Raw genomic sequence first — 19,598 nt, forward strand, 5'->3', positions numbered from 1 at the left:
CCAGTACCGGGATGGGACGCCGATTACACGGATTCACTAAAGCGAAAACACGGATGGACTCGGATTTTCTCTTGAAAACTTACTACCCTATATATAAGGTGTGATTTCTTGACGTTTGAAATAGAACACAGATTAAATAGATTCACTAAAACAAAAACACAAATGTGCACGGATTCTCTTTTTAAACTTTCTCCTTAATATATTAGGTACATCTTTTCTACAATCAGCACTCTTATGAAAACTGATGCCTTAGCCCCGATAGAAGGGAAAATCCTTGTTTGCCGGTGTTCGGCAAACAAGATTGGAATGATAGCGGGAATAGCTCCTGATTATTTAGATTTAATCAAAACGAATTGCTTTGACCGGGGAAATTTTAGTGATTATATAGGACGGAATCAATAACACCAAAAAGCAAACCGTTACTGTTAGCAGATTTAAAACTAATATATAGACCAGATTGATATAAACGGGCGCTTGGTTAACGTAGTAGTTTTCGGGATTTAGCTTTATTATTCCGAAATGTTGCTGGAGTAACAATAATGAGATTCCTATGAGATTCCCCCAAAACAGCCCTCTCACTATAAGATAAAAGGCATTGTATAGAAAAATTTTCCTAACCAACCAATTGTTGGCACCTAATGCTTTTAGAATCCCTATCATTTGGGTACGCTCTAGTATTAGAACTAATAGGGCGACCACCATATTGATGGTTGCCACGAGGATCATGACCACTAATATAACTATAATATTGAAATCGAAAAGTTGCAGCCACTCGAATATGTAACTGTATTTCTCAATAATAGTTTTGGTATCTAGAGTTGAGGACGTTTTTTCATACACCTGCTCCCCTACTTCTTTTATCGCACCAAAATCCTTTGCAAAAACTTCAAAGGCTCCGACTTGATTTGGCGCCCATTTGTTGATGCGCTGCACATGACGAATGTCTCCTATTATATAAGTAGCATCAAATTGTTGAAATCCTGAGTTGAATATCCCCGTGATTTTGAATCTACGAACATTGGGCAATTGATTTTGATCTTCTTTTATAAAGAAGGTATTAAAAGAATCTCCAACTTTTAGATTCAATCTATTGGCAAGAAATTGAGAAATCACCACTTCTAGGTTGACATTTCCAGAAAAATTGGGCAATCGTCCCGAAACCAAATACTCCTTTATATTCTCCCATTGATAATCATTCCCAACTCCTTTGAAAATTATTCCTTCAAAAGCTGATTCTGTTCTAATAATCCCAGCTTTACTGGCGATGGCCTGAACATGACTTACTTCTGGAACCGACTTAAACTTTGGATAGAAATCTTGATTCTTCGATATTGGAGACAAAGTAATTTCCGACTGGTTGTTATCATAGTTAGAAATTATAACATGTCCGTTGAAAGCAGATATTTTTTCGCGTATCTTATTTTGCAAACCAATTCCAGTTGCCACTGAAACAATCATCATTATCATTCCGATCGCAATCGCCGATATGGCAATATTTATTATTGGTGCCGATATACTACTTTTGTAGTCTTTCGCAGTGATAAGTCTTTTAGCTATAAAATATTCTAAATTCAAATTGATTTATTTTGAGGATCTAAACAAATATACATAAAGTTTCAGTTAACGCTTTGCCAATCCATTTGGTTAACTTTAAATTACCAATGATTTCTAAAAGTAATCAATTAGAGTGGTAATTTCTTTTTCATTTCTTCCACTATATTAAAAGCCGCGGGACATATTGAAACGTTCTTAAGGGTCAAATCTGTGATTTGTTGAAACTTCTTTCTATCGGTATGAGGAAATTCTCGACATGCTTTGGGACGAACATCGTATATCATACAAGCATTTTCATGATCTAGAAAAATACAAGGAACGCTTTGCAGTACGTAATCTTTATCTTCATCAACTCGCAAATACTGCTCAATAAATTGCTGTGGCTTTTGCCTTAAAGACTTAGAAACACGCTCTATATCGGCTAAAGTAAATAATGGACCGGTGGTTTTACAACAATTGGCACACTTTAAACAATCCGTTTTTTTGAATTCGGCGTCATGCAAATCTTGCATAATGTAATCTAAATTTTTAGGCGTTTTCTTTTTTAGCTTATCAAAATACTTTTTGTTTTCGATATGCTTATCTTTGGCAAGTTTTCCTAGTTCGTTTAAAGCTGGTTTCATATATGTGAAATTTATATATTAGCGGTCATATATGTTATCGCTTATATTTATTGGTGTTTGCATTCGCAAACTTGTTATTAATGGCGATTTCAATTGAATATTTTGAAGTTGAAGCAGCAAAAGTACTAAACTTTAAACTTGGAATTTTAAACTTGAAATTTATTTTATGAAAGATCTTTTCGGAAAAGCCATACTCGATTACCAGACCAACAACAATCCTGAGGATTTAATAACCGAAACCTCCATTTCTGAAGAAGATGAAATGAGCGTTGCATACCTTTTTAGAAGCTATGACGAAATGCCTAAAGTTGAACAAAAAGCATTACAACTCGCCAAAGGCAAAGTACTGGATGTAGGTTGCGGAGCCGGAAGTCACAGCTTGACTTTGCAAAATGACAGAAATCTTGATGTCACTTCTATTGACATTTCTGAAAAAGCGATACAGGCCTGTACTCTTCGAGGCTTAAAACAGGCAAAAGTTCAGGATCTAATGACGTTAGAAAATGAAACATTCGATACCATTATAGTATTAATGAATGGACCAGGAATTTGCGGAAAGCTCAAAAACATTCCAGCATTTCTTTTGAAATTAAAATCACTATTGAATCCAGGAGGGCAAATATTGATGGACAGTTCAGATATCATTTATATGTTTGATGAAGATGAAGATGGTGGCAAATGGATTCCGTCAGAAAATGAGTATTATGGAGAAACTATTTTCAATATTACCTACAAAGGAGAAAAAGAAGCTCCACTTGATTGGTTGTTTCTTGATTACAACACCTTGCAAAATGCGGCTTTCGCCAATGGCTTACAATGCGAGCTAATTCTGGAAGGAGAACATTACGATTATTTAGCAAAGCTTTCGATTTAAATAAAAAAACAACATTTAATCAAGATCAATATGGAAGATTCACTATTAGAAAAAATGCGATATCCAATTGGAAAATTCAAAGCTCCAGAAGTATATACAACTGAGTATATTAAAGCAGCTATTACAGAAATTGCATCATTTCCTAAAAGACTTAAAGAGCAAGTTGGTCATTTAACCGAAGAACAATTAGACACACCCTATCGTCAAGATGGCTGGACTATTAGACAAGTAATACATCATTGCGGCGACAGTCACGTGAATTGCTACATTCGATTGAAATGGGCATTGACAGAAGAAATTCCAATAATAAAATACTACTATGAAGATCGTTGGGCACAATTAGAAGATAATTTAACCATGCCCATTCAACCCTCTCTATTACTATTAGAAGGACTACATTATAGATTAGCTTATTTGATGCAACGATTAAATTCTGTGGAGTTGAAAAAATCTTTTATACATCCCGAACACAATAAAGAAATACAAATCCAAGAACTAATAGGACTTTATGCTTGGCACGGCAACCATCATTTGGCACATATTACAGAACTAAAAAAACAGAAAGAATGGTGAATCTAATATCAATTTAAAAAAAAACTCAACCAAAAGCATATACTATTTGGTTGAGCTTTTTTTAAATTTAAAACTGATTATCCTTGACCAGCTAACTTTATAGGTAACTCATATAGGACTCTAACTTTTTTACCTCTAAATTCACCTGAGGACCATCGAGGTGACATGGAAACTACTCTCGTAGCTTCTGCTCCAGTACCATCTCCAAGATCTTTAACAACTTTTATATTGGTAACAGAACCATCAATCTCAATGATAAATGCCACTTTTAAAGTACCACCGTATCCTTCATAGTCAGGCATTTTAAAATTTTTCCCTATAAAATTCATAAATTCGTTGATCCCGCCAGGAAACTCAGGCCTCACTTCCACATCTTCGTAATTGTACGGAGCATCATCAATCATAGTAGTATTTGCTTGTGCAGAGGCAAAACTCACGATAAGCAAAGTAATTACCAAAAGTAAAATTCTTTTCATAATCTTATAATTTAAAATTTATGATTGCCAAAATACATTGGCAGTTCTTAGTCGATTGTTAGTAAATATAAAAAAAATACATTTAAAAAAAACGATATGCATAAAAATTTACAATATAAATTATGACATTCATATCTACAAAAGTCAACTTACTTGACTTGAGCGTGTTAAGAAATAAAACACGAAGTCGATTGAGTAAATTAATACGAAAAAAGGTTTTTAATATAACTAGCTGCAAACCAGCTAATGGGTAATTATACCTAAACCGTTGGACTATACTAATTAATGGTATTATATACAAGTTAAAACAAAAAACTAATTAACTGACATTATCAAGGAATATTCAAATACTTATGCGTTTGTAAGGAAACCCTCCATTTTGGATTATTCATAACATAGTCAACAATAAGAGGAGTCATTTCTTCTTTTTTACTCCATTCTGGTTGAAGAAAAAGAATAGCATTTGGATTCACTTTTTCTGCTTGCTCTTCGGCGAAGATAAAATCGTGTTTATTATAAATTATCACTTTTAATTCCTGTGCGTTATCATAAACAGTTTGAGTAGGCAATTTATTTTTTTTAGGCGAAAGACAGATCCAATCCCAAGTTCCGCTAAGCGGATATGCTCCAGAAGTTTCGATATGAACTTTTAAATTTCTGTCTTTTAATTTTTGTGTAAGAGGCGCCATATCCCACATCAATGGTTCTCCGCCTGTAATTACAATAGTATCCGCATATTTTGCAGCATTATCAACAATCAAATCAATATTTGTAGGTGGATGCAATTCGGCATTCCAGCTTTCCTTCACATCGCACCAATGGCAACCTACATCGCAACCGCCAATTCTAATAAAATAAGCAGCAGTTCCTGTATGAAACCCTTCTCCTTGAATCGTATAAAACTCCTCCATTAGCGGAAGCATGGTTCCTTTATTTACTTCTAATTGAACTTCTTTTGATAACATTCTTTTAATTTAGGATACAAAGGTAGTGAATTTAAGATTTTAGATTACCGCTTTCACATTGAAGAAACCAGATAATCCCAATAAAAAAACCGATAGCTTTTGTAAAACTATCGGTTTTTTTTGAATACTGAATACTTAATCTATTTTAAGGTTTTCAATGAATCTAAAGCATATTGATTTGTTGGGTCAATTGCTAGTGTTTTATTGAAATATTCTTTTGCTTTTACTTTATCAGTGTTAGCATAACTAGCAGCAGATGTATTGTAACTTTCAATTATTTTTTTAATAACGGCAGGTTTAGCCAATTCCTCAGGTCCCTTGGCAGTAACAACATTGATATAATCACTATAATACTTGATAGTCATTTCGTCATTTTCAAGCAAGCTATTTGTCCTAGCTCTATAAATGTAAGCATCCTGAGTAGAAGGTGCCGCTTCTATAACAGCTGCAAATGCTAAATCGGCTCTTTGCAAAGCAGTAGGATCTGGCTTAACAACATCTTTTCCTGTATTATCAAAATACAAACTATTTCCTAAATAGAAATTATCCAAAACATAATTTTTAGATTCTTTATTCATAACTGCAATTTCATAAATTGCTGCTGCTTGTTTGTACAATTTTTGTTCGTATAATTTTTTACCAAATTCGCTTAAGTTAATAGCTACTCCTGGTTCCATTTCAACACTTTTTTTAACGTCTAGAACACCACTGTCAAAAAGAACAGTATCAACGGTTTTAGCATCTGCATTTATTGATTTTTTTATTTTAGCAAAACCTAAATTTTGGTAATCTAAAGCAATAACTCTATTAGAAGAATTCGAGATATAACTATCCAAAGACTTAATAGCTACATCATAGTTTCCATTTTGATATGCTGAAAAACCTAAATAACGTAAAATCCTAGGATTCACCTTGTCTAATTCAACCATTTTATTAGCTTCTGCCTCTAATGCTTTGTATTCTCCAGCAACAATTAAGAAATCAGCATGACGCATTCTTGAATTAAGTGAGTAATCCGTTAATGACAAATACTTCTCGTAATTTACAAGTGCTTTATCAACATAAACTCTAAATTTTGACGGTTCATTTCTTCCCCATAAATAATAGGTTTCAGCTATTTCACGATATACTGGTCCGTAATTTGGATTTATTGCAACCACTTCATCAAAAGCTTTTATAGCTTCTGTATATGCTTTAGCACCTTTAAGCAAAACACCTAATTGCATTTTTGCTCTTAACAATGTATTATCAATTGAATACGCATTACGATACGCAGAATATGCTTCATTTTGATTTTTATCTCCATAATAAGCATTACCAAGTGCTAAATTTACTTGAGCGTCTAAAGGATTAATCGTCTTAGCTTTATTCAAAACTTCAATCGCTTTTTTATAATCTGGTTTTAAAGAATACGTATAAGCACGACCAATAAATAAATATTCTTCAATATCTTTCTTTTTTAAATCTTTTGTTACTGAAGCAAATTTAGCTTCAGCGGCAGCAGCATTACCATTATCAAGGTCTATTAAACCGAAACCAATATTATTAAGTTTAGCTCCTTCGGTTCCTGTTAATCCTTTTTGATAATAAATTTTAGCAGAATCTATATTATTTTGCAACATATATACATTACCTAAATGGAAGGCTGCAGTACCGTTCGTTGGTTTTGCATTAATTATTGACTTTAATATTGTTTTTGCACTTTCGAATTGCTCAGCGTCAATTGCTTTTTTAGCCTGGCTAATATCTTGTGCATGGCTAATTGACACCATAGACAATAAAGCAATACTTAAAACTTTAAATTTACTCATCTTAACTTTAATTTATTTATTTTATAATTTTTTATTCCTGATAATATTCAATTTTCTAGTTGGAATTTTAGCTGGCAATAAACCTGATTTCAAAACAATCCTTTGTCCTATATCTCCCGCTACAAAAGAGGCAAAACCCATTCCTAATCCAGAATAACCTTGACAATTTATAATATACAAATCTCGTACCAAAGGATACGTTTCTTCGGCTAAATTGTTTTGTGAGGGAGCATAAAATGCTGCCCCACCAATTCCTTTAACATTCAAAACGTTTGTATTGTTAATAATCTTATTCATAGAAGGATTTGGTTGTGACAACCAATTGACACCAACTATCCCGATCATTCCATTATTCTCGGATACAAATTTTAATACTTCATTATTTGTTTTAAAAGAATACACTTCTTTCTCTGGCAATGCATTTAATCCTGCTAAAGCAGTCATATAATGAACTGTACTTGAATTAGGATTGTCAAAAACTAAACCTTTAATTTTTGAATTGCGATCCCCTTTCATAAAACCTACAACATCACTTAGAGCTATTAACGTGTCTTTACTATTTTTATTGGATACAAAAGCAATTGCATCAGTAGCAAATTTAGTTATTTTAGGAACTATTTTTCTTTGTTCGAAAACATTTAACTCTTTTTTAGATAAATTTCTCGCCAAAACTGCAATTTTAGCTTTTTTGTCAAATAAAGAATTTAATACTTCGGATTCTGATTTTGAAACTAAATTGATTTTAGCATCATATTTACTTTCAAAAACCATGATTTGATCCTCAACAATTGGCGTAAGAGTTTCATCTACAAAAATACTCGTTGTTCCTTTTAAAATGGTTTCGTCATTTGTAGTAGCTTTATCTTTTTGATTGCAATAAGCGAACAAAATACAAATAAAAATCAGCAGTATATATTTTTTATTTCCAAACATAATTATTCATTATTAGCATTGTAAAATCGAAAGAATCGAATAATCGAATACACTATTAAAAGTACTCCTAAAGCTATTCTATAATTCATAGTAATATTAAAGGGAAACTTGCTCCAAAAAATAACCATTAGTCCTAAAAAAAAATAACTTACGAAAACCAAAACTGTTATAATAAGAAGAAATCGCTCAATAAGCGATTTCTTCTTCATTTTATTAAATATATTCTGTAGCATTATTCCGCAGATTGAATAGTAATAGGAAGAGAATACAATACTCTCACTTTTTTACCATTTTGCTCTCCAGGAAGCCATCTAGGACATTTATTCAAAACTCTAATTGCTTCTTTTCCTGTTCCATAACCTATATCTCTAATTACTTTGATATCTGTTAATGAACCATCTTTTTCTACAACAAAAGTTACATATACTTTTCCTTTAAGACCTTCTTCTTCTGGAGCTGTATAGTTTTTACCTACGAATAAATAAAATTTCTCAATTCCACCAGGATATTCTGGTTTTTGTTCAATTCCCGCCAATGAGTGAACACTAGTGTCTTCCTCAATAACTTCAGCAGGTCCATTACCGGGAGCTTCAACAGTTAACTCAGCATCTGGATCTCCTTTGATAGTTTCGGCACCCACTTTTTTATCCTTAATCTCTTCGATTTTTGGCGGCTCCTCTGTAACTTCATCCGCTTTTGCCACAACTGGCTTAACGAACTTCACTACATCCTGCTTTGGTGGAGGTGGAGGTGGCGGTTTAAGATCTTTTACATCTTCTACTTTTTTCTTAGGAGGTAATTTCACTGCAGTAATCTTAATGTCATTATCTACTTCGTCACCTCTATCAGGCAAGAAACTTGCAATAAGTGGAGCACTTATAGCTAAACTAAAAAGAACACTACCAATGATAAGAGCTCGCATAGAAGTCTTACGATTCGTTTTTCTAAGTTCATAAGCGCCATACAGCTTATTACGACCTTCGAAAACGATCTCAATCCATTGATTTTTTATTAAATCTAATTTCATTTTTTATAATTATTAGGTTATTAGTAAAAAAAATTATTTTTTCACTTCTAACAATTTTTGTTCTCCAGGAGTAAAATCATTCACAATAGCATAAGTACCTACTCCAACGATAGCCATTTCATCCAAAATATCAACTAAATTACGATATGTTGATTTTTTACTTGGTTTAATGATTACAATCATACCATCTTTTGGTTTTCCTTTTGCAGTAGAATATTCTTTTACTAATTTACCTCTAGCAATTAATTCTTTACGAATTCCTTCTTTACCGTATGCGAAATCTTTAGGAGTTCCTCCAGCAACCGGAGTTTCCAAAATCCCAACATAACGTACTAATTTACCATTTTCCCCAAGCAAAACTGTCATCGTACGATTTTCATCTACTTTAACATCTTTTTTATTCTCAGGTTTATCTTCTTTATCAGGCAACGTCAAATCCATGGATTGAGGTTTCGACAACGTAGTGGTAAGCATAAAGAACGTGATCAATAAGAAAGCCAAATCTACCATGGCAGTTAAATCTACCTTTGAGTTTTGTTTTTTACTTCTTACTTTGCCACCTTTTTTGCCTCCACCGCCGTCGGTATTTAATTCAGCCATTTTAGTGTATCTTTTTTAATTAAAAATTCTTACCTCTTAAACCCGTAACCAAATTAAAGCTATTGACTTTTTGGTCTTGCAAAATATCCATTACTTGTTTGATTGCAGGATATTGCTCTTTGGCATCTCCTTTGATCGCAAATTGCAATTCTTTATCATTAACCTCAATGTTTGCAGTACGAGCATACAATATCCAATCTTTCAACTGGTTGTCTAAAGAATCTTTAGGTATTCCAGTTTGTCCTGCTTTGCTTCTATCTGCTGCCTTCATATCCAAAATTTGACTTAAACTTTGAATTGGTACACCAAAACTTTCCATTAAACCGAATTCTTCACTTTGCTTTGGAGTAAAAGTAACATTGTACTTTTCCGCCATTAATTCAAGTGTTCTTTGACGAATTTCTTTTCCTTTTAAGTCAAAAAATACAACACTTTTCCCATTTGCCTTTCCAATTGTCAACATAGACAAATCAGTTGCTGGCAATTTTGTTTGCACAGTAGATTGTGGTGTATCAACTGGTAACACTTCAGGAACTTTAGCAGTAGCAGTCAAAATAAAGAAAGTAAGCAATAGAAACGCAACATCACACATCGCCGTCATATCGGTAGACGTGGACTTTTTAGTCATTTTAATTTTACCCATTATTTTTTATATCTATTATTTTGATAAAATTATCAAAAAATTAATTATTGTTTTAAGCTACCTCTGAAATGTCTGTAAGTGTTTACAATTGTAGTTCCAGCCTCATCAATACAATATGTTAAATCATCAATTTTTGATGTAAAGAAATTATAAGCAACGATTGCAGTAATTGAAGTAGAGATACCTGTAGCTGTGTTAATCAAAGCCTCAGAAATACCAACTGCAAGTGCTGCTTGGTCTGGAGTTCCAGCAGAAGCCAAAGCACCAAACGCTTTAATCATCCCAGATACTGTTCCTAACAAACCTCCAAGTGTTCCTAAAGAAACTAAAGAAGAGATAATAGTCATATTTTTTTCTAACATTGGCAATTCAAGAGAAGTAACTTCTTCTATTTCCTTGTGTATTACTTCAGAAGCTTCTTCACTAGTGAATCCTTCTTTTTTAACATCTTGATATTTAACTAAAGCTGATTTAATTGCATTTGCAACTGAACCTTGTTGTTTATCACAAGAAACAATAGCGCCTTCTATATCTCCAGATTTAATACTTGTTTGAATCGCTTTCATGAATTTATCTAAATTCCCTTTACCAGCAGCTTTTCCTATAACGATAAATCTTTCGATAGAAAACACAAGAACCATTAATAACATACCTAATAATACAGGTACGATGAATCCTCCTTTATAAACTTGACCTAATGTATTCAATGGATGACCTTTCTCAATATCTCCTCCTGCAAAATTCGTAGGATCTCCCATTACTTGAGACCAGATCAACCAACCTACAAATATACATGCTACAATAATAATCCCTGAAACCATTCCTCCTCCGTTTGAAGTGCTTTCTTTTTTAACTTTAACGTTTGCCATTTTTTTTTAATTTTAAATATTTATTTTTAGTTTTAATAAACTTGTATAGGAGCAAATTTAAATTTTTAGTTGAAATAAAAAAACTTTTTTTAAAGTAATCTTGCAAATTATTTTATTCTCAACATGTAACATCTCTGTTTTTTATGAATTTTATAAGATTATATTCAACTTATCAGCCTTATTGATAAAAAAACCAAACATTTTTAAGCACTATCAATAATTTTATTCAAAAAATCACACGAAATGCAAAAAAGCAGATTTTACAGCATTCTTAATGAATTAAGAGTATTTTTTACAGTAAATCCTTAATTAAAGGATTTGAAAAAAAATCAATAACTTGCAATTGATTTTAATACACCTATATTATGAGCATAAAAGACGATTTTATTCAGCATATAAATAACGGCTATTTATCAAAAGGAGAAAGCATCACACTGGGCGGAGCTATACTTTACGGGGAATCTCTGGCTGACACCTTTGTGAAAATTCCGCTAAAAACCTTGAACAGACATGGTTTAATTGCTGGTGCGACCGGAACCGGAAAAACAAAAACAACTCAGGTTCTTTCGGAACAGCTTTCCTCATTTGGGATTCCCGTTTTGATGATGGGACGGCTTCAACTTATAAATTCCCTTTTTATGAAAAACACAATCAGCGCGATCCTTTTACTTTTCACCTTATATAGTTGTACTCCCAAAACAGAAACCGTAAACTTGACTTATGTTAAATTACAAATTGTTAAAACGGAGAAAGATTTTGAAAAAACAGTAGCCGAAAAAGGTCTGGCAGAAGGTTTTTATCAATTTGCCGATTCGAATGCAGTTATCAAAAGAGAACACGACACTTTAATCATTGGCAAAAACAATATTAAAAATTATTATTTAAATCCGAAGTACCAAAGCGCAACTATTACTTGGTCTCCCGATGCCGTAACTATATCCGACGCTGGTGATATGGCTTCTACATACGGTAAATATGTTTGGACATCAAAAGATGCTACTGGAAAAGAACAGGTTTCAAAAGGAATTTTCCATACCGTTTGGAAAAAACAAAAAGACGGATCTTGGAAATACATTTGGGATCAACATTAATTCTTGCAACTATTCAGCCTAACAAAAATTTAACACGAATTTCACGAATTCACACGAATTCAAGATAAAAATTGAGTCTAATTTTACAATACAATTTGTGCAAATTTGTGTAATTGCTTCGCCTATTCTCTATCGCTCGGGTCGTGTCTGTTTTTCTTTAAATCCTAAGTTAATTTGGTGTAGGCTGAATGGCTACTAATTCTTTAGTGGAGAAAAAACCAATTTTGTAGAAGATCGAATAATTTCCTCTTTGTTCAATTTCATTTTTCTGAATTTACCGACGTTGTATAAATCCGACTGGTCATTATAATGCTGGCTAAATGGATTTCCCGATTGTCCCGTTGGCAAAATACCCAAACTGTTTTCGACATCCGAGAAGTCAATTATTCTTCGGCTGGAAGGGCCTCCTTTTACTTTATAAAATCCATCTTCTGAAAAGTCAAAAAACTGATTATTGATTACTTCAACAGAACCCGGAACCTTGAAAGGCCCAACATTAAAAAAAGGTCTCAATATTTCCAATTTCCCCAAAGGGTGTTGATACTCTACAGTATGAACTTTACTCCATTCCCAATTTGAAACAGTATTTCCCAACTGGTTTTCTAATGCTGCAATAGCTTCCGTAAAAGAACTCGCTAGGATTTGGCTCCCCGTCTCTTTTTGGCTTTTCGTTGTCACATTATCCCACCAAGGCGAATTTGCATTGGTTATTTGTCTGGCAACAATTTGTTTCATAATATGTGTTCCCAAAAATTGTTTGAAAACATCAGCGCCTAATTCGTCCTGAAAAGTGTTTTTTAGATACAAATAAATCCACTTGTTATAAATTGTGGGAGCTACATCATTCAAATTATTAGAACCATTCCAAGATTTCAGAATACCGATTGCTTCTTTTTCTGTTTTGGAAAGCGATTTTAAATTTAGATTCGAAATCAATTTCCTCACAACTTCTGGAGCGACAATAGAAGTATTATCAGTAATCATTTTGCTGACTGAACTCTTATCCCAATTGGATTTTGAGTCTAATAATTGTGTAATTCTTTTTGCTCTATCTTCTGGGAGATAATAGCCTGGATACAAAAAACCATCAATTGCTTCGGGCTGATTGTTTGCAGAATAGACATAACTCCAATCTGGATTGACCGCCGAAGGATTTTTTGAAAAATCTATATATTCTGTAATATCTTCTTTTCCGCTAGAGCCATCGAGTATAAAATTAGTATTAACACCCTTATTGTGTTTGTACAATTTACCGCTTGCCCACCAACCTACATTACCTTTGGCATCGCCATACATCACATTCAGTCCTGGCGCAGCAATAAGCGCAACCCCTTTTTGAAAATCAGAAATTGATTTGGAATGCGAAATTGCATACACAGCTTCAATAATATGAATGGGTTGTTGCGTATAAATCCAGGACATTGCCATTGGTTTTTCGCTTTTTAAATCCGATAACAAATCATTCATAATTGGCCCGTGATGGCTTACTTTTATATTCAAAACTACATTGGCAGAATCTTTGACTTTTATTGTTTTCTTTCTAATTGTATACTTGCGAAATCCTTCTTTTGATTTGTATTGATTGTTCTCATTTGGATTGTTCTCTTCCTGATAAAAATCAACATCATCATTTTCGAACATGGTTAAACCATAGGCATATTCCCGATTGTGACCTAACAAAGGAAATGGCGTTCCAGCGAGATAACAACCATACAATTCAAAATCCGGAGTTACTATATGTGCTTCATACCAAGTACCAGGCTGTGAAAACCCAATATGAGGATCATTGGCGAAAATCACTTTTTTGTTTTTTGTTTTTGGCGGAGCAATAACCCAACTGTTACTTCCCACAAAAGGAGCTACCGGAGATTGATCAAGTAGCAAGGCAATAGACTCGGCAATAGCGCCATACTCTTGTGTTTTTTGTTTTGAAATTTTAATCTGTGTAGTATTAAAAGATCCGTCAATCCCGAAATCTTTAAGATAATCCATTCCGTATTTATTACGAATATCGGTAAGCAGAGGATCGGTTTTTTGAGCCATTGCAAAACTAAAGGACATGTACCCAAAAATATTATACACATCTTCTATAGTGAATTTTTGCTTTTTTATTCCCAACAATTGAAATTCTACTGGGGTTACCCCTTCTTCTACATATTGATTAATTCCGTCCAGATACGCCATAGTCAACTGATAGGCTGGGCTGTTTTTATCTAAATTTACAATTGCTTTCTGAGAAGCTTCTTCTATACCTAGACCCACAAAAAAATTATCATTCTTTAATGCTGCCGAACCAAATATTTCGGACAGCTTACCGGGAACAATACGTCTTAATAATTCCATTTGCCATAATCGGTCTTGGGCGTGTACATATCCCAAAGTTACCATCGCATCTCTTTGTGTATTTGCATAAATATGAGGCACTCCAAAATCATCAAAATAAACCGTAGTTTTTTCATGAATTTGTTTTAATTGCAATTCTCCCTCATATTTGGGTTTTTGATAAAAACTATAGATCGCAACTACAATAAACAGAATTACTAGTATCGAAAGAAAAACAAAGAGAACTTTTTTGACTTTTTTCATTTAGTGCGAATTATAATTGTTTTGATTCTTTACTATATTGTAAAATAACATTTGAATTAATTTTCTAAAAATACATTAATTCTTGTCAATTACAAATAAAATAAAATCACAGCGATTTTTTACATTATTACCTGGACATACACTTTAAAAAAAGTTAACACAAATTGCACGAATTATCACTAATTCCTTTATCATGAAAAATTTCACGAATTCCGTCAAAAGTCGGTATCATTGCTAATAAATTTGTTTTTTTTTAAACGCTGATTGACTGCAATCAAAAAAGAGTTCGATAGAATTGTACTAACTTTCACTAATTCTTTTTAATTCAAAAGAATAATTCGTGTTTATTCGTGTAATTCGTGGCGATAAAAACAGAACTCACGCTCCCGACACTTAGAGACGTGATAGAATCAAAAAACGGGAATAGCTTTTACAACTATTCCCGTTTTTTTTATTTCTCTACTATTCCTGTTTTTAAAATCTGTCCGAAGTGAAACATATCTTCGTAAGAGGTATATAAAGGAACCGGTGCCAATCTAATTACATTGGGTTCACGCCAATCTGTGATTACCCCGTTTTTCATTAAATAATCGAACAAACTGCGTCCTTCCCCATGAAGAAGAACCGATAATTGACAAGCTCTTTCGGATGGGTTTGTTGGTGTTATAATCTCAAAAGAACCTTTTACTTCTTTACTAATTTCGTTCAGAATAAATTCTAAATAAGAAGTGATTTTATCCCTTTTAAGAATTAATTGATCCATCCCTATTTCGTCAAACATTTCAACGGAAGCCAAATAAGGCGCTAATGAAAGTATCGGTAAATTACTAATTTGCCAACCTCCAGCCCCGTGAACTGGGTCAAAAACGGGTTCCATCTTGAAACGACGTTCTTTGTTGTGTCCCCACCAACCTGCAAATCGAGGCAGCTCTTTATTGCTATGGTGTTTTTCATGAACAAAGCAACCCGAAGCATTTCCTGGTCCTGAGTTCATGTATTTATAACTACACCATGCCGCAAAATCGACATTCCAATCGTGTAATTCTAATTTAATATTTCCGGCAGCGTGAGCCAAGTCCCATCCCACATAGGCGCCTTGCTTGTGTCCCGCTTCGGTTATGGTTTTCATATCAAAAACTTGACCTGTGTAATAATTGACACCGCCTATTAAAACCAATGCCAACTCCTCGCCTACTTCTTCAATTTTTGCCAATACATCTTCCAATCGTATGTTGTGTTCTCCTTCTCGGCGCTTGATTTCTACAATTGCATCCTCTGGTTTATAACCATGAAAATGCACTTGAGTTTGAAACATATATTGATCTGATGGGAAGGCTTTTTCTTCGCAAATGATTTTATAGCGTTTTGCAGTTGGTCTATAAAATGAAACCATCAACAGGTGAAGATTTACCGTTAAAGTGTTCATTACGGTAACTTCGGTTGGCAAAGCCCCAACCAATTTACTCAACGGATTGGCAAAACGTTCCTGATAATCCCACCAAGGTTTTTCGGCATAAAAATGACCTTCAACAGCGAGATTTGCCCAATCGTTCATTACCTCATCAATATATTTTTTGGTTCTTTTGGGCTGTAATCCCAAAGAGTTACCTGTGAAATAAATTACCTTTTTGTCATTGACTTTTGGGAAAATAAATTCGTCTTGGTATTTATGTAAATGATCTTGCGCATCGAGTTGTTGTGCAAATTCTAATGTGTTTTTGAAATCCATTTTTCTTCTATTTTATGTTGTAAAAATAGAAAAAGATAATAGAGTAGGGAGAAAAAGTTTTCAGTTTTCAGTTTTCAGTTTTATAAACTGCGTGTTCGCTTCGTTCAATTTGATGCAAAAAAAAATCTCGCCATTGCTGACGAGATTTATATTTAGTTTTGAATGCGTATTAGATAATCAACATGGCATCTCCGTAAGAATAGAATTTGTATTCTTCTTTGATTGCTTCTTCGTAGGCTCTTTTCATTAAATCGTGTCCACAGAAAGCAGAAACCATCATTAATAAAGTTGATTTAGGCGTATGAAAATTGGTAATCATACAGGTTGGGATACTAAAATCGTGAGGAGGAAAAACAAATTTATTCGTCCAACCATCGTAAGGATTTAGCGTGTTGTGTGATGAAACTGAACTTTCTACAGCACGCATAGAAGTCGTTCCTACGGTACAAATTCTTTTTTTGTTAGCCTTAGCATTATTTACAATATCACAAGCTTCTTGGGTGATTTTTAATTCCTCAGAGTCCATTTTGTGTTTAGACAAATCCTCAACCTCAACTGGGTTGAAAGTCCCTAAACCAACGTGAAGTGTCACTTCGGCAAATTTAATCCCTTTGATTTCTAATCTTTTAAGCAAGTTTTTAGAAAAATGCAATCCTGCAGTTGGTGCCGCTACAGCCCCTTCTTCTTTGGCGTAAATCGTTTGGTAACGCTCAGCATCTTCTGGAGTTACATCACGACTGATGTATTTAGGAATAGGTGTTTCTCCTAGTTCTGTCAATTTATTTCTGAATTCTTCATAAGATCCGTCATAAAGAAAACGCAATGTTCTACCACGAGAAGTGGTGTTGTCAATTACCTCAGCCACTAATGAATCGTCATCTCCGAAGTATAATTTATTTCCGATTCTGATTTTACGCGCTGGATCTACTAAAACGTCCCAAAGTCTTTGTTCTGCGTTCAGTTCTCTAAGTAAAAACACTTCGATTCTTGCTCCTGTTTTTTCTTTATTTCCGTACAAACGGGCTGGAAAAACTTTGGTATTATTCAAGATTAAAACATCACCATCGTCAAAATAATCGATAACGTCTTTGAACATTTTATGTTCAATTGTTTGTTTCTTACGATCAATAACCATCAAACGAGACTCATCTCTATTTTCTGCTGGATATTCTGCAAGAAGTTCTTTTGGTAAATTGAATTGAAAGTGAGATAATTTCATATGTAGATAATATTGATTTTGTTGGAATATGGTATCGCCAGATCTTCAGTGGTGTTTACAACAACTTTTGTTATGGCGATTTCATATTTTAAAATTTAGATTTTGGATTTTAGATTTCAAAACTGTTAAAGTCCTAAAAAGTAAATCGTTTGCAAATATACGACTGTGAGATAGGCGTTGTCAAGTGTTTGAGGGTTTATTTTTTCCTCTCCCCTTCCGATAGTGATCGAAACTCAAAGGAGAGGGGACTGAAACTCAACAAAAGCCTATGTAAATGACCATTTTTGAACAACAATAAAACCTAAACTTTTTAAATCACTCCAAAAATCAGGGTATGATTTGGAGACCACTTCGGCATTATCGATAATAATTGGCACTTTTAGACCCAAAGGTGCAAATGCCATCGCCATCCTGTGGTCATTATAAGTGGCTATATTTACGTCTTGCTTAATATTTTTTGTCGCCACTAATGTTAAACTGTCATTAGTAACCGAAATATCGGCACCTAGTTTTGTCAATTCAATTCGCAATGCTTCTAATCTATCCGTTTCTTTTATTTTCAAAGTATGTAAACCGGTAAGATGACAACCAATTCCTAATCCTAAGCAAGTAACTACTATAGTTTGTGCAATATCTGGAGTGTTGTTCAATTCTAAATTTAAGTCTTTGTATTCGAAATCACTTTGCTTCGTCAAAGTAAGTTTGTTTCCTTCGAACTGTGAAGTTACTCCCATTTGCTTGTAAATTTCTACCAAAGCCGAATCCCCTTGCAAACTTGCTTTTTTGTAACTCGTTAGGGAAATAGTGGCCGTTTTTGCCAAAGCCACTAAACTAAAAAAGTAGGATGCAGAGCTCCAATCGGATTCTACGGTCATTACTTTTGTTTCTACTTCTTTTTTGGGATGTACTGTAATTACGTTTCCGACAAAACTGGTTTGAATGTTTAAATCATTCAACAATGCCAAAGTCATTTTGATATACGGAACAGAGGTAATCTCGCCAACCAAAGTCAGTTCGATTCCATTTTCTAATTTTGGTGCCACTAATAGCAATGCCGAAATATATTGACTACTTACATTAGCAGGAATGCTAACTTTATGAGCTGTAATTTTTTGTCCTTTGATTCGAATAGGCGGATAACCGACTTCTTTTTCATAAGTGATTTGTGCTCCCAATTGCTCTAAAGCCTCGACCAAAACTTGTATCGGGCGTTCTTGCATTCTTGGAGAACCTGTCAACACTACTTCACGACCTTCACTAACCGCAAAATAAGCCGTTAGAAAACGCATTGCGGTTCCTGCATGATGAATATCTACAATTTCGTCATTCCCTTTCAAAGCTGCTTGCATTACCTCGCTATCATCAGAATTTGAAGTGTTCTCTAAAATAATATTTGGAAACAATGCTTGAAGCAACAACAGTCGATTGGTTTCGCTTTTGGAACCTGTTATTGCAATTTGTGCTTCTAAATCGTGTTGGGTGGTTTGTGTCAGTAAATTCATTTAGGATGTATTGATGAGTCAGTTTTGCAAATTTATTTTAAAAAAAGGATGTACCCAAGCTTTGTCCAGACTTATAACATTATTTTAATTTATCGTTGTTTTTGTGTCGGTCTTTGTCTCGAACGGATTTTAGATCCATCTTCTTGTCAAAAGCGGCTTGCAAATCGATTCCAGTTTGATTGGCTAAACACAATACCACAAAAACCACATCGGCCAATTCTTCGCCTAGGTCTTTGTTTTTGTCGCTTTCTTTTTCGGATTGTTCGCCGTAACGACGGGCAATGATTCGGGCTACTTCGCCTACTTCTTCGGTAAGTTGTGCCATGTTTGTCAATTCATTGAAGTAGCGAACTCCGTGTTCTTTGATCCAAGTATCTACGTCTTGTTGGGAATTTTTTAGGTTCATTTTTTTTGTTTTTATTGCTTTTTTGTTCATTTAACCCTGTCAGGTGGGGTGTCAATTATGCGGCTTTTTTAATATTTTTTTTCACCCTTATTTCTTTATAAAGAGCTGCTCTTTTTT

18 protein-coding genes and 1 pseudogene are annotated in these 19,598 nt (G+C 33.9%); 4 read left to right on the top strand and 15 right to left on the bottom strand.

Annotation, left to right across the window (positions count from 1 at the left end; genetic code table 11):
• Positions 1 to 339 precede the first annotated feature (339 nt).
• Both FNW52_RS20000 and FNW52_RS20005 read right to left on the bottom strand, forming a co-directional pair.
• Entirely contained in the window at positions 340 to 1,575 is a 1,236-nt protein-coding gene (locus FNW52_RS20000; protein ID WP_143379237.1) for an ABC transporter permease, read from the bottom strand.
• 107 nt (positions 1,576 to 1,682) lie between these two features.
• On the bottom strand, positions 1,683 to 2,177 hold the full coding sequence (locus FNW52_RS20005) for a YkgJ family cysteine cluster protein (RefSeq protein WP_143379238.1): 495 nt from the start codon (positions 2,175 to 2,177) through the stop codon (positions 1,683 to 1,685).
• Positions 2,178 to 2,343: 166 nt separating this feature from the next.
• Here FNW52_RS20005 and FNW52_RS20010 point away from each other — a divergent pair, with 166 nt between their 5' ends.
• Together FNW52_RS20010 and FNW52_RS20015 are read left to right on the top strand one after the other, a co-directional pair.
• The gene (locus tag FNW52_RS20010; protein ID WP_143379239.1) at positions 2,344 to 3,051 is read left to right on the top strand and encodes a bifunctional 2-polyprenyl-6-hydroxyphenol methylase/3-demethylubiquinol 3-O-methyltransferase UbiG; all 708 of its coding nucleotides are present in this window, start codon (positions 2,344 to 2,346) and stop codon (positions 3,049 to 3,051) included.
• A gap of 30 nt (positions 3,052 to 3,081) precedes the next feature.
• Positions 3,082 to 3,624: a YfiT family bacillithiol transferase gene (locus tag FNW52_RS20015; protein ID WP_143379240.1), complete on the top strand. Its 543-nt coding sequence runs from the start codon at positions 3,082 to 3,084 to the stop codon at positions 3,622 to 3,624.
• A 77-nt stretch (positions 3,625 to 3,701) separates the two neighbouring features.
• On the opposite strand, the gene FNW52_RS20020 is transcribed toward FNW52_RS20015, so the two are convergent.
• The 8 genes from FNW52_RS20020 to FNW52_RS20060 all read right to left on the bottom strand — a co-directional run bounded on the left by FNW52_RS20020 (position 3,702) and on the right by FNW52_RS20060 (position 10,948).
• Entirely contained in the window at positions 3,702 to 4,100 is a 399-nt protein-coding gene (locus FNW52_RS20020; RefSeq protein ID WP_143379241.1) for an energy transducer TonB, read from the bottom strand.
• Positions 4,101 to 4,432: 332 nt separating this feature from the next.
• The gene (locus tag FNW52_RS20025; protein ID WP_143379242.1) at positions 4,433 to 5,065 is read right to left on the bottom strand and encodes a 7-carboxy-7-deazaguanine synthase QueE; all 633 of its coding nucleotides are present in this window, start codon (positions 5,063 to 5,065) and stop codon (positions 4,433 to 4,435) included.
• A 140-nt stretch (positions 5,066 to 5,205) separates the two neighbouring features.
• Positions 5,206 to 6,876, bottom strand: a complete 1,671-nt coding sequence (locus FNW52_RS20030) for a hypothetical protein (protein ID WP_143379243.1) — start codon at positions 6,874 to 6,876, stop codon at positions 5,206 to 5,208.
• 21 nt (positions 6,877 to 6,897) lie between these two features.
• Complete coding sequence (locus FNW52_RS20035; RefSeq protein WP_143379244.1) at positions 6,898 to 7,809, bottom strand: PstS family phosphate ABC transporter substrate-binding protein; 912 nt, start codon at positions 7,807 to 7,809, stop codon at positions 6,898 to 6,900.
• Between the two features lie 232 nt (positions 7,810 to 8,041).
• Positions 8,042 to 8,836: an energy transducer TonB gene (locus FNW52_RS20045; protein WP_143379246.1), complete on the bottom strand. Its 795-nt coding sequence runs from the start codon at positions 8,834 to 8,836 to the stop codon at positions 8,042 to 8,044.
• A gap of 33 nt (positions 8,837 to 8,869) precedes the next feature.
• Positions 8,870 to 9,436 carry a biopolymer transporter ExbD gene (locus tag FNW52_RS20050; RefSeq protein ID WP_143379247.1) on the bottom strand — a complete coding sequence of 189 codons (567 nt, stop codon included), beginning with the start codon at positions 9,434 to 9,436 and terminating at the stop codon, positions 8,870 to 8,872.
• A 19-nt stretch (positions 9,437 to 9,455) separates the two neighbouring features.
• Positions 9,456 to 10,079, bottom strand: a complete 624-nt coding sequence (locus FNW52_RS20055) for a biopolymer transporter ExbD (RefSeq protein ID WP_143379248.1) — start codon at positions 10,077 to 10,079, stop codon at positions 9,456 to 9,458.
• A 44-nt stretch (positions 10,080 to 10,123) separates the two neighbouring features.
• Positions 10,124 to 10,948, bottom strand: coding sequence for a MotA/TolQ/ExbB proton channel family protein (locus FNW52_RS20060; RefSeq protein ID WP_143379249.1), 825 nt, complete (start codon positions 10,946 to 10,948; stop codon positions 10,124 to 10,126).
• Between the two features lie 365 nt (positions 10,949 to 11,313).
• Here FNW52_RS20060 and FNW52_RS20065 point away from each other — a divergent pair.
• Positions 11,314 to 11,556, top strand: a pseudogene (locus FNW52_RS20065) (helicase HerA-like domain-containing protein); the annotation flags it as partial.
• Between the two features lie 30 nt (positions 11,557 to 11,586).
• Positions 11,587 to 12,039 carry a DUF4440 domain-containing protein gene (locus FNW52_RS21350; RefSeq protein ID WP_370511581.1) on the top strand — a complete coding sequence of 151 codons (453 nt, stop codon included), beginning with the start codon at positions 11,587 to 11,589 and terminating at the stop codon, positions 12,037 to 12,039.
• A 195-nt stretch (positions 12,040 to 12,234) separates the two neighbouring features.
• Here the strand turns inward: FNW52_RS21350 and FNW52_RS20070 are convergent, their stop codons facing one another.
• From FNW52_RS20070 to FNW52_RS20090, 5 genes are all read right to left on the bottom strand, one after another.
• The gene (locus FNW52_RS20070) at positions 12,235 to 14,625 is read right to left on the bottom strand and encodes a penicillin acylase family protein (protein WP_143379250.1); all 2,391 of its coding nucleotides are present in this window, start codon (positions 14,623 to 14,625) and stop codon (positions 12,235 to 12,237) included.
• A gap of 451 nt (positions 14,626 to 15,076) precedes the next feature.
• Complete coding sequence (gene kynU / locus FNW52_RS20075) at positions 15,077 to 16,354, bottom strand: kynureninase (protein WP_143379251.1); 1,278 nt, start codon at positions 16,352 to 16,354, stop codon at positions 15,077 to 15,079.
• A 169-nt stretch (positions 16,355 to 16,523) separates the two neighbouring features.
• The gene (queA, locus tag FNW52_RS20080; protein WP_143379252.1) at positions 16,524 to 17,573 is read right to left on the bottom strand and encodes a tRNA preQ1(34) S-adenosylmethionine ribosyltransferase-isomerase QueA; all 1,050 of its coding nucleotides are present in this window, start codon (positions 17,571 to 17,573) and stop codon (positions 16,524 to 16,526) included.
• A 266-nt stretch (positions 17,574 to 17,839) separates the two neighbouring features.
• Positions 17,840 to 19,075, bottom strand: a complete 1,236-nt coding sequence (aroA, locus tag FNW52_RS20085) for a 3-phosphoshikimate 1-carboxyvinyltransferase (protein WP_143379253.1) — start codon at positions 19,073 to 19,075, stop codon at positions 17,840 to 17,842.
• 79 nt (positions 19,076 to 19,154) lie between these two features.
• A complete protein-coding gene (locus tag FNW52_RS20090) occupies positions 19,155 to 19,481 on the bottom strand; it encodes a nucleotide pyrophosphohydrolase (protein ID WP_143379254.1) in 327 nt (108 codons plus the stop codon).
• Between the last annotated feature and the right edge of the window lie 117 nt (positions 19,482 to 19,598).

The organism is Flavobacterium sp. ZT3R18, assembly GCF_007097385.1.
Lineage (GTDB): Bacteria > Bacteroidota > Bacteroidia > Flavobacteriales > Flavobacteriaceae > Flavobacterium.

What these genes read in the sequence shown, in the direction of transcription:
- FNW52_RS20070 (WP_143379250.1), bottom strand. Translation starts at nt 14,625, where the DNA reads ATGAAAAAAGTCAAAAAAGTTCTCTTTGTTTTTCTTTCGATACTAGTA.
- aroA (WP_143379253.1), bottom strand. Translation starts at nt 19,075, where the DNA reads ATGAATTTACTGACACAAACCACCCAACACGATTTAGAAGCACAAATT.
- FNW52_RS20055 (WP_143379248.1), bottom strand. Translation starts at nt 10,079, where the DNA reads ATGGGTAAAATTAAAATGACTAAAAAGTCCACGTCTACCGATATGACG.
- FNW52_RS20035 (WP_143379244.1), bottom strand. Translation starts at nt 7,809, where the DNA reads ATGTTTGGAAATAAAAAATATATACTGCTGATTTTTATTTGTATTTTG.
- FNW52_RS20020 (WP_143379241.1), bottom strand. Translation starts at nt 4,100, where the DNA reads ATGAAAAGAATTTTACTTTTGGTAATTACTTTGCTTATCGTGAGTTTT.
- FNW52_RS20090 (WP_143379254.1), bottom strand. Translation starts at nt 19,481, where the DNA reads ATGAACCTAAAAAATTCCCAACAAGACGTAGATACTTGGATCAAAGAA.
- FNW52_RS20010 (WP_143379239.1), top strand. Translation starts at nt 2,344, where the DNA reads ATGAAAGATCTTTTCGGAAAAGCCATACTCGATTACCAGACCAACAAC.
- FNW52_RS20050 (WP_143379247.1), bottom strand. Translation starts at nt 9,436, where the DNA reads ATGGCTGAATTAAATACCGACGGCGGTGGAGGCAAAAAAGGTGGCAAA.
- FNW52_RS20005 (WP_143379238.1), bottom strand. Translation starts at nt 2,177, where the DNA reads ATGAAACCAGCTTTAAACGAACTAGGAAAACTTGCCAAAGATAAGCAT.
- FNW52_RS21350 (WP_370511581.1), top strand. Translation starts at nt 11,587, where the DNA reads ATGAAAAACACAATCAGCGCGATCCTTTTACTTTTCACCTTATATAGT.
- FNW52_RS20045 (WP_143379246.1), bottom strand. Translation starts at nt 8,836, where the DNA reads ATGAAATTAGATTTAATAAAAAATCAATGGATTGAGATCGTTTTCGAA.
- FNW52_RS20030 (WP_143379243.1), bottom strand. Translation starts at nt 6,876, where the DNA reads ATGAGTAAATTTAAAGTTTTAAGTATTGCTTTATTGTCTATGGTGTCA.
- FNW52_RS20025 (WP_143379242.1), bottom strand. Translation starts at nt 5,065, where the DNA reads ATGTTATCAAAAGAAGTTCAATTAGAAGTAAATAAAGGAACCATGCTT.
- kynU (WP_143379251.1), bottom strand. Translation starts at nt 16,354, where the DNA reads ATGGATTTCAAAAACACATTAGAATTTGCACAACAACTCGATGCGCAA.
- FNW52_RS20015 (WP_143379240.1), top strand. Translation starts at nt 3,082, where the DNA reads ATGGAAGATTCACTATTAGAAAAAATGCGATATCCAATTGGAAAATTC.
- queA (WP_143379252.1), bottom strand. Translation starts at nt 17,573, where the DNA reads ATGAAATTATCTCACTTTCAATTCAATTTACCAAAAGAACTTCTTGCA.
- FNW52_RS20060 (WP_143379249.1), bottom strand. Translation starts at nt 10,948, where the DNA reads ATGGCAAACGTTAAAGTTAAAAAAGAAAGCACTTCAAACGGAGGAGGA.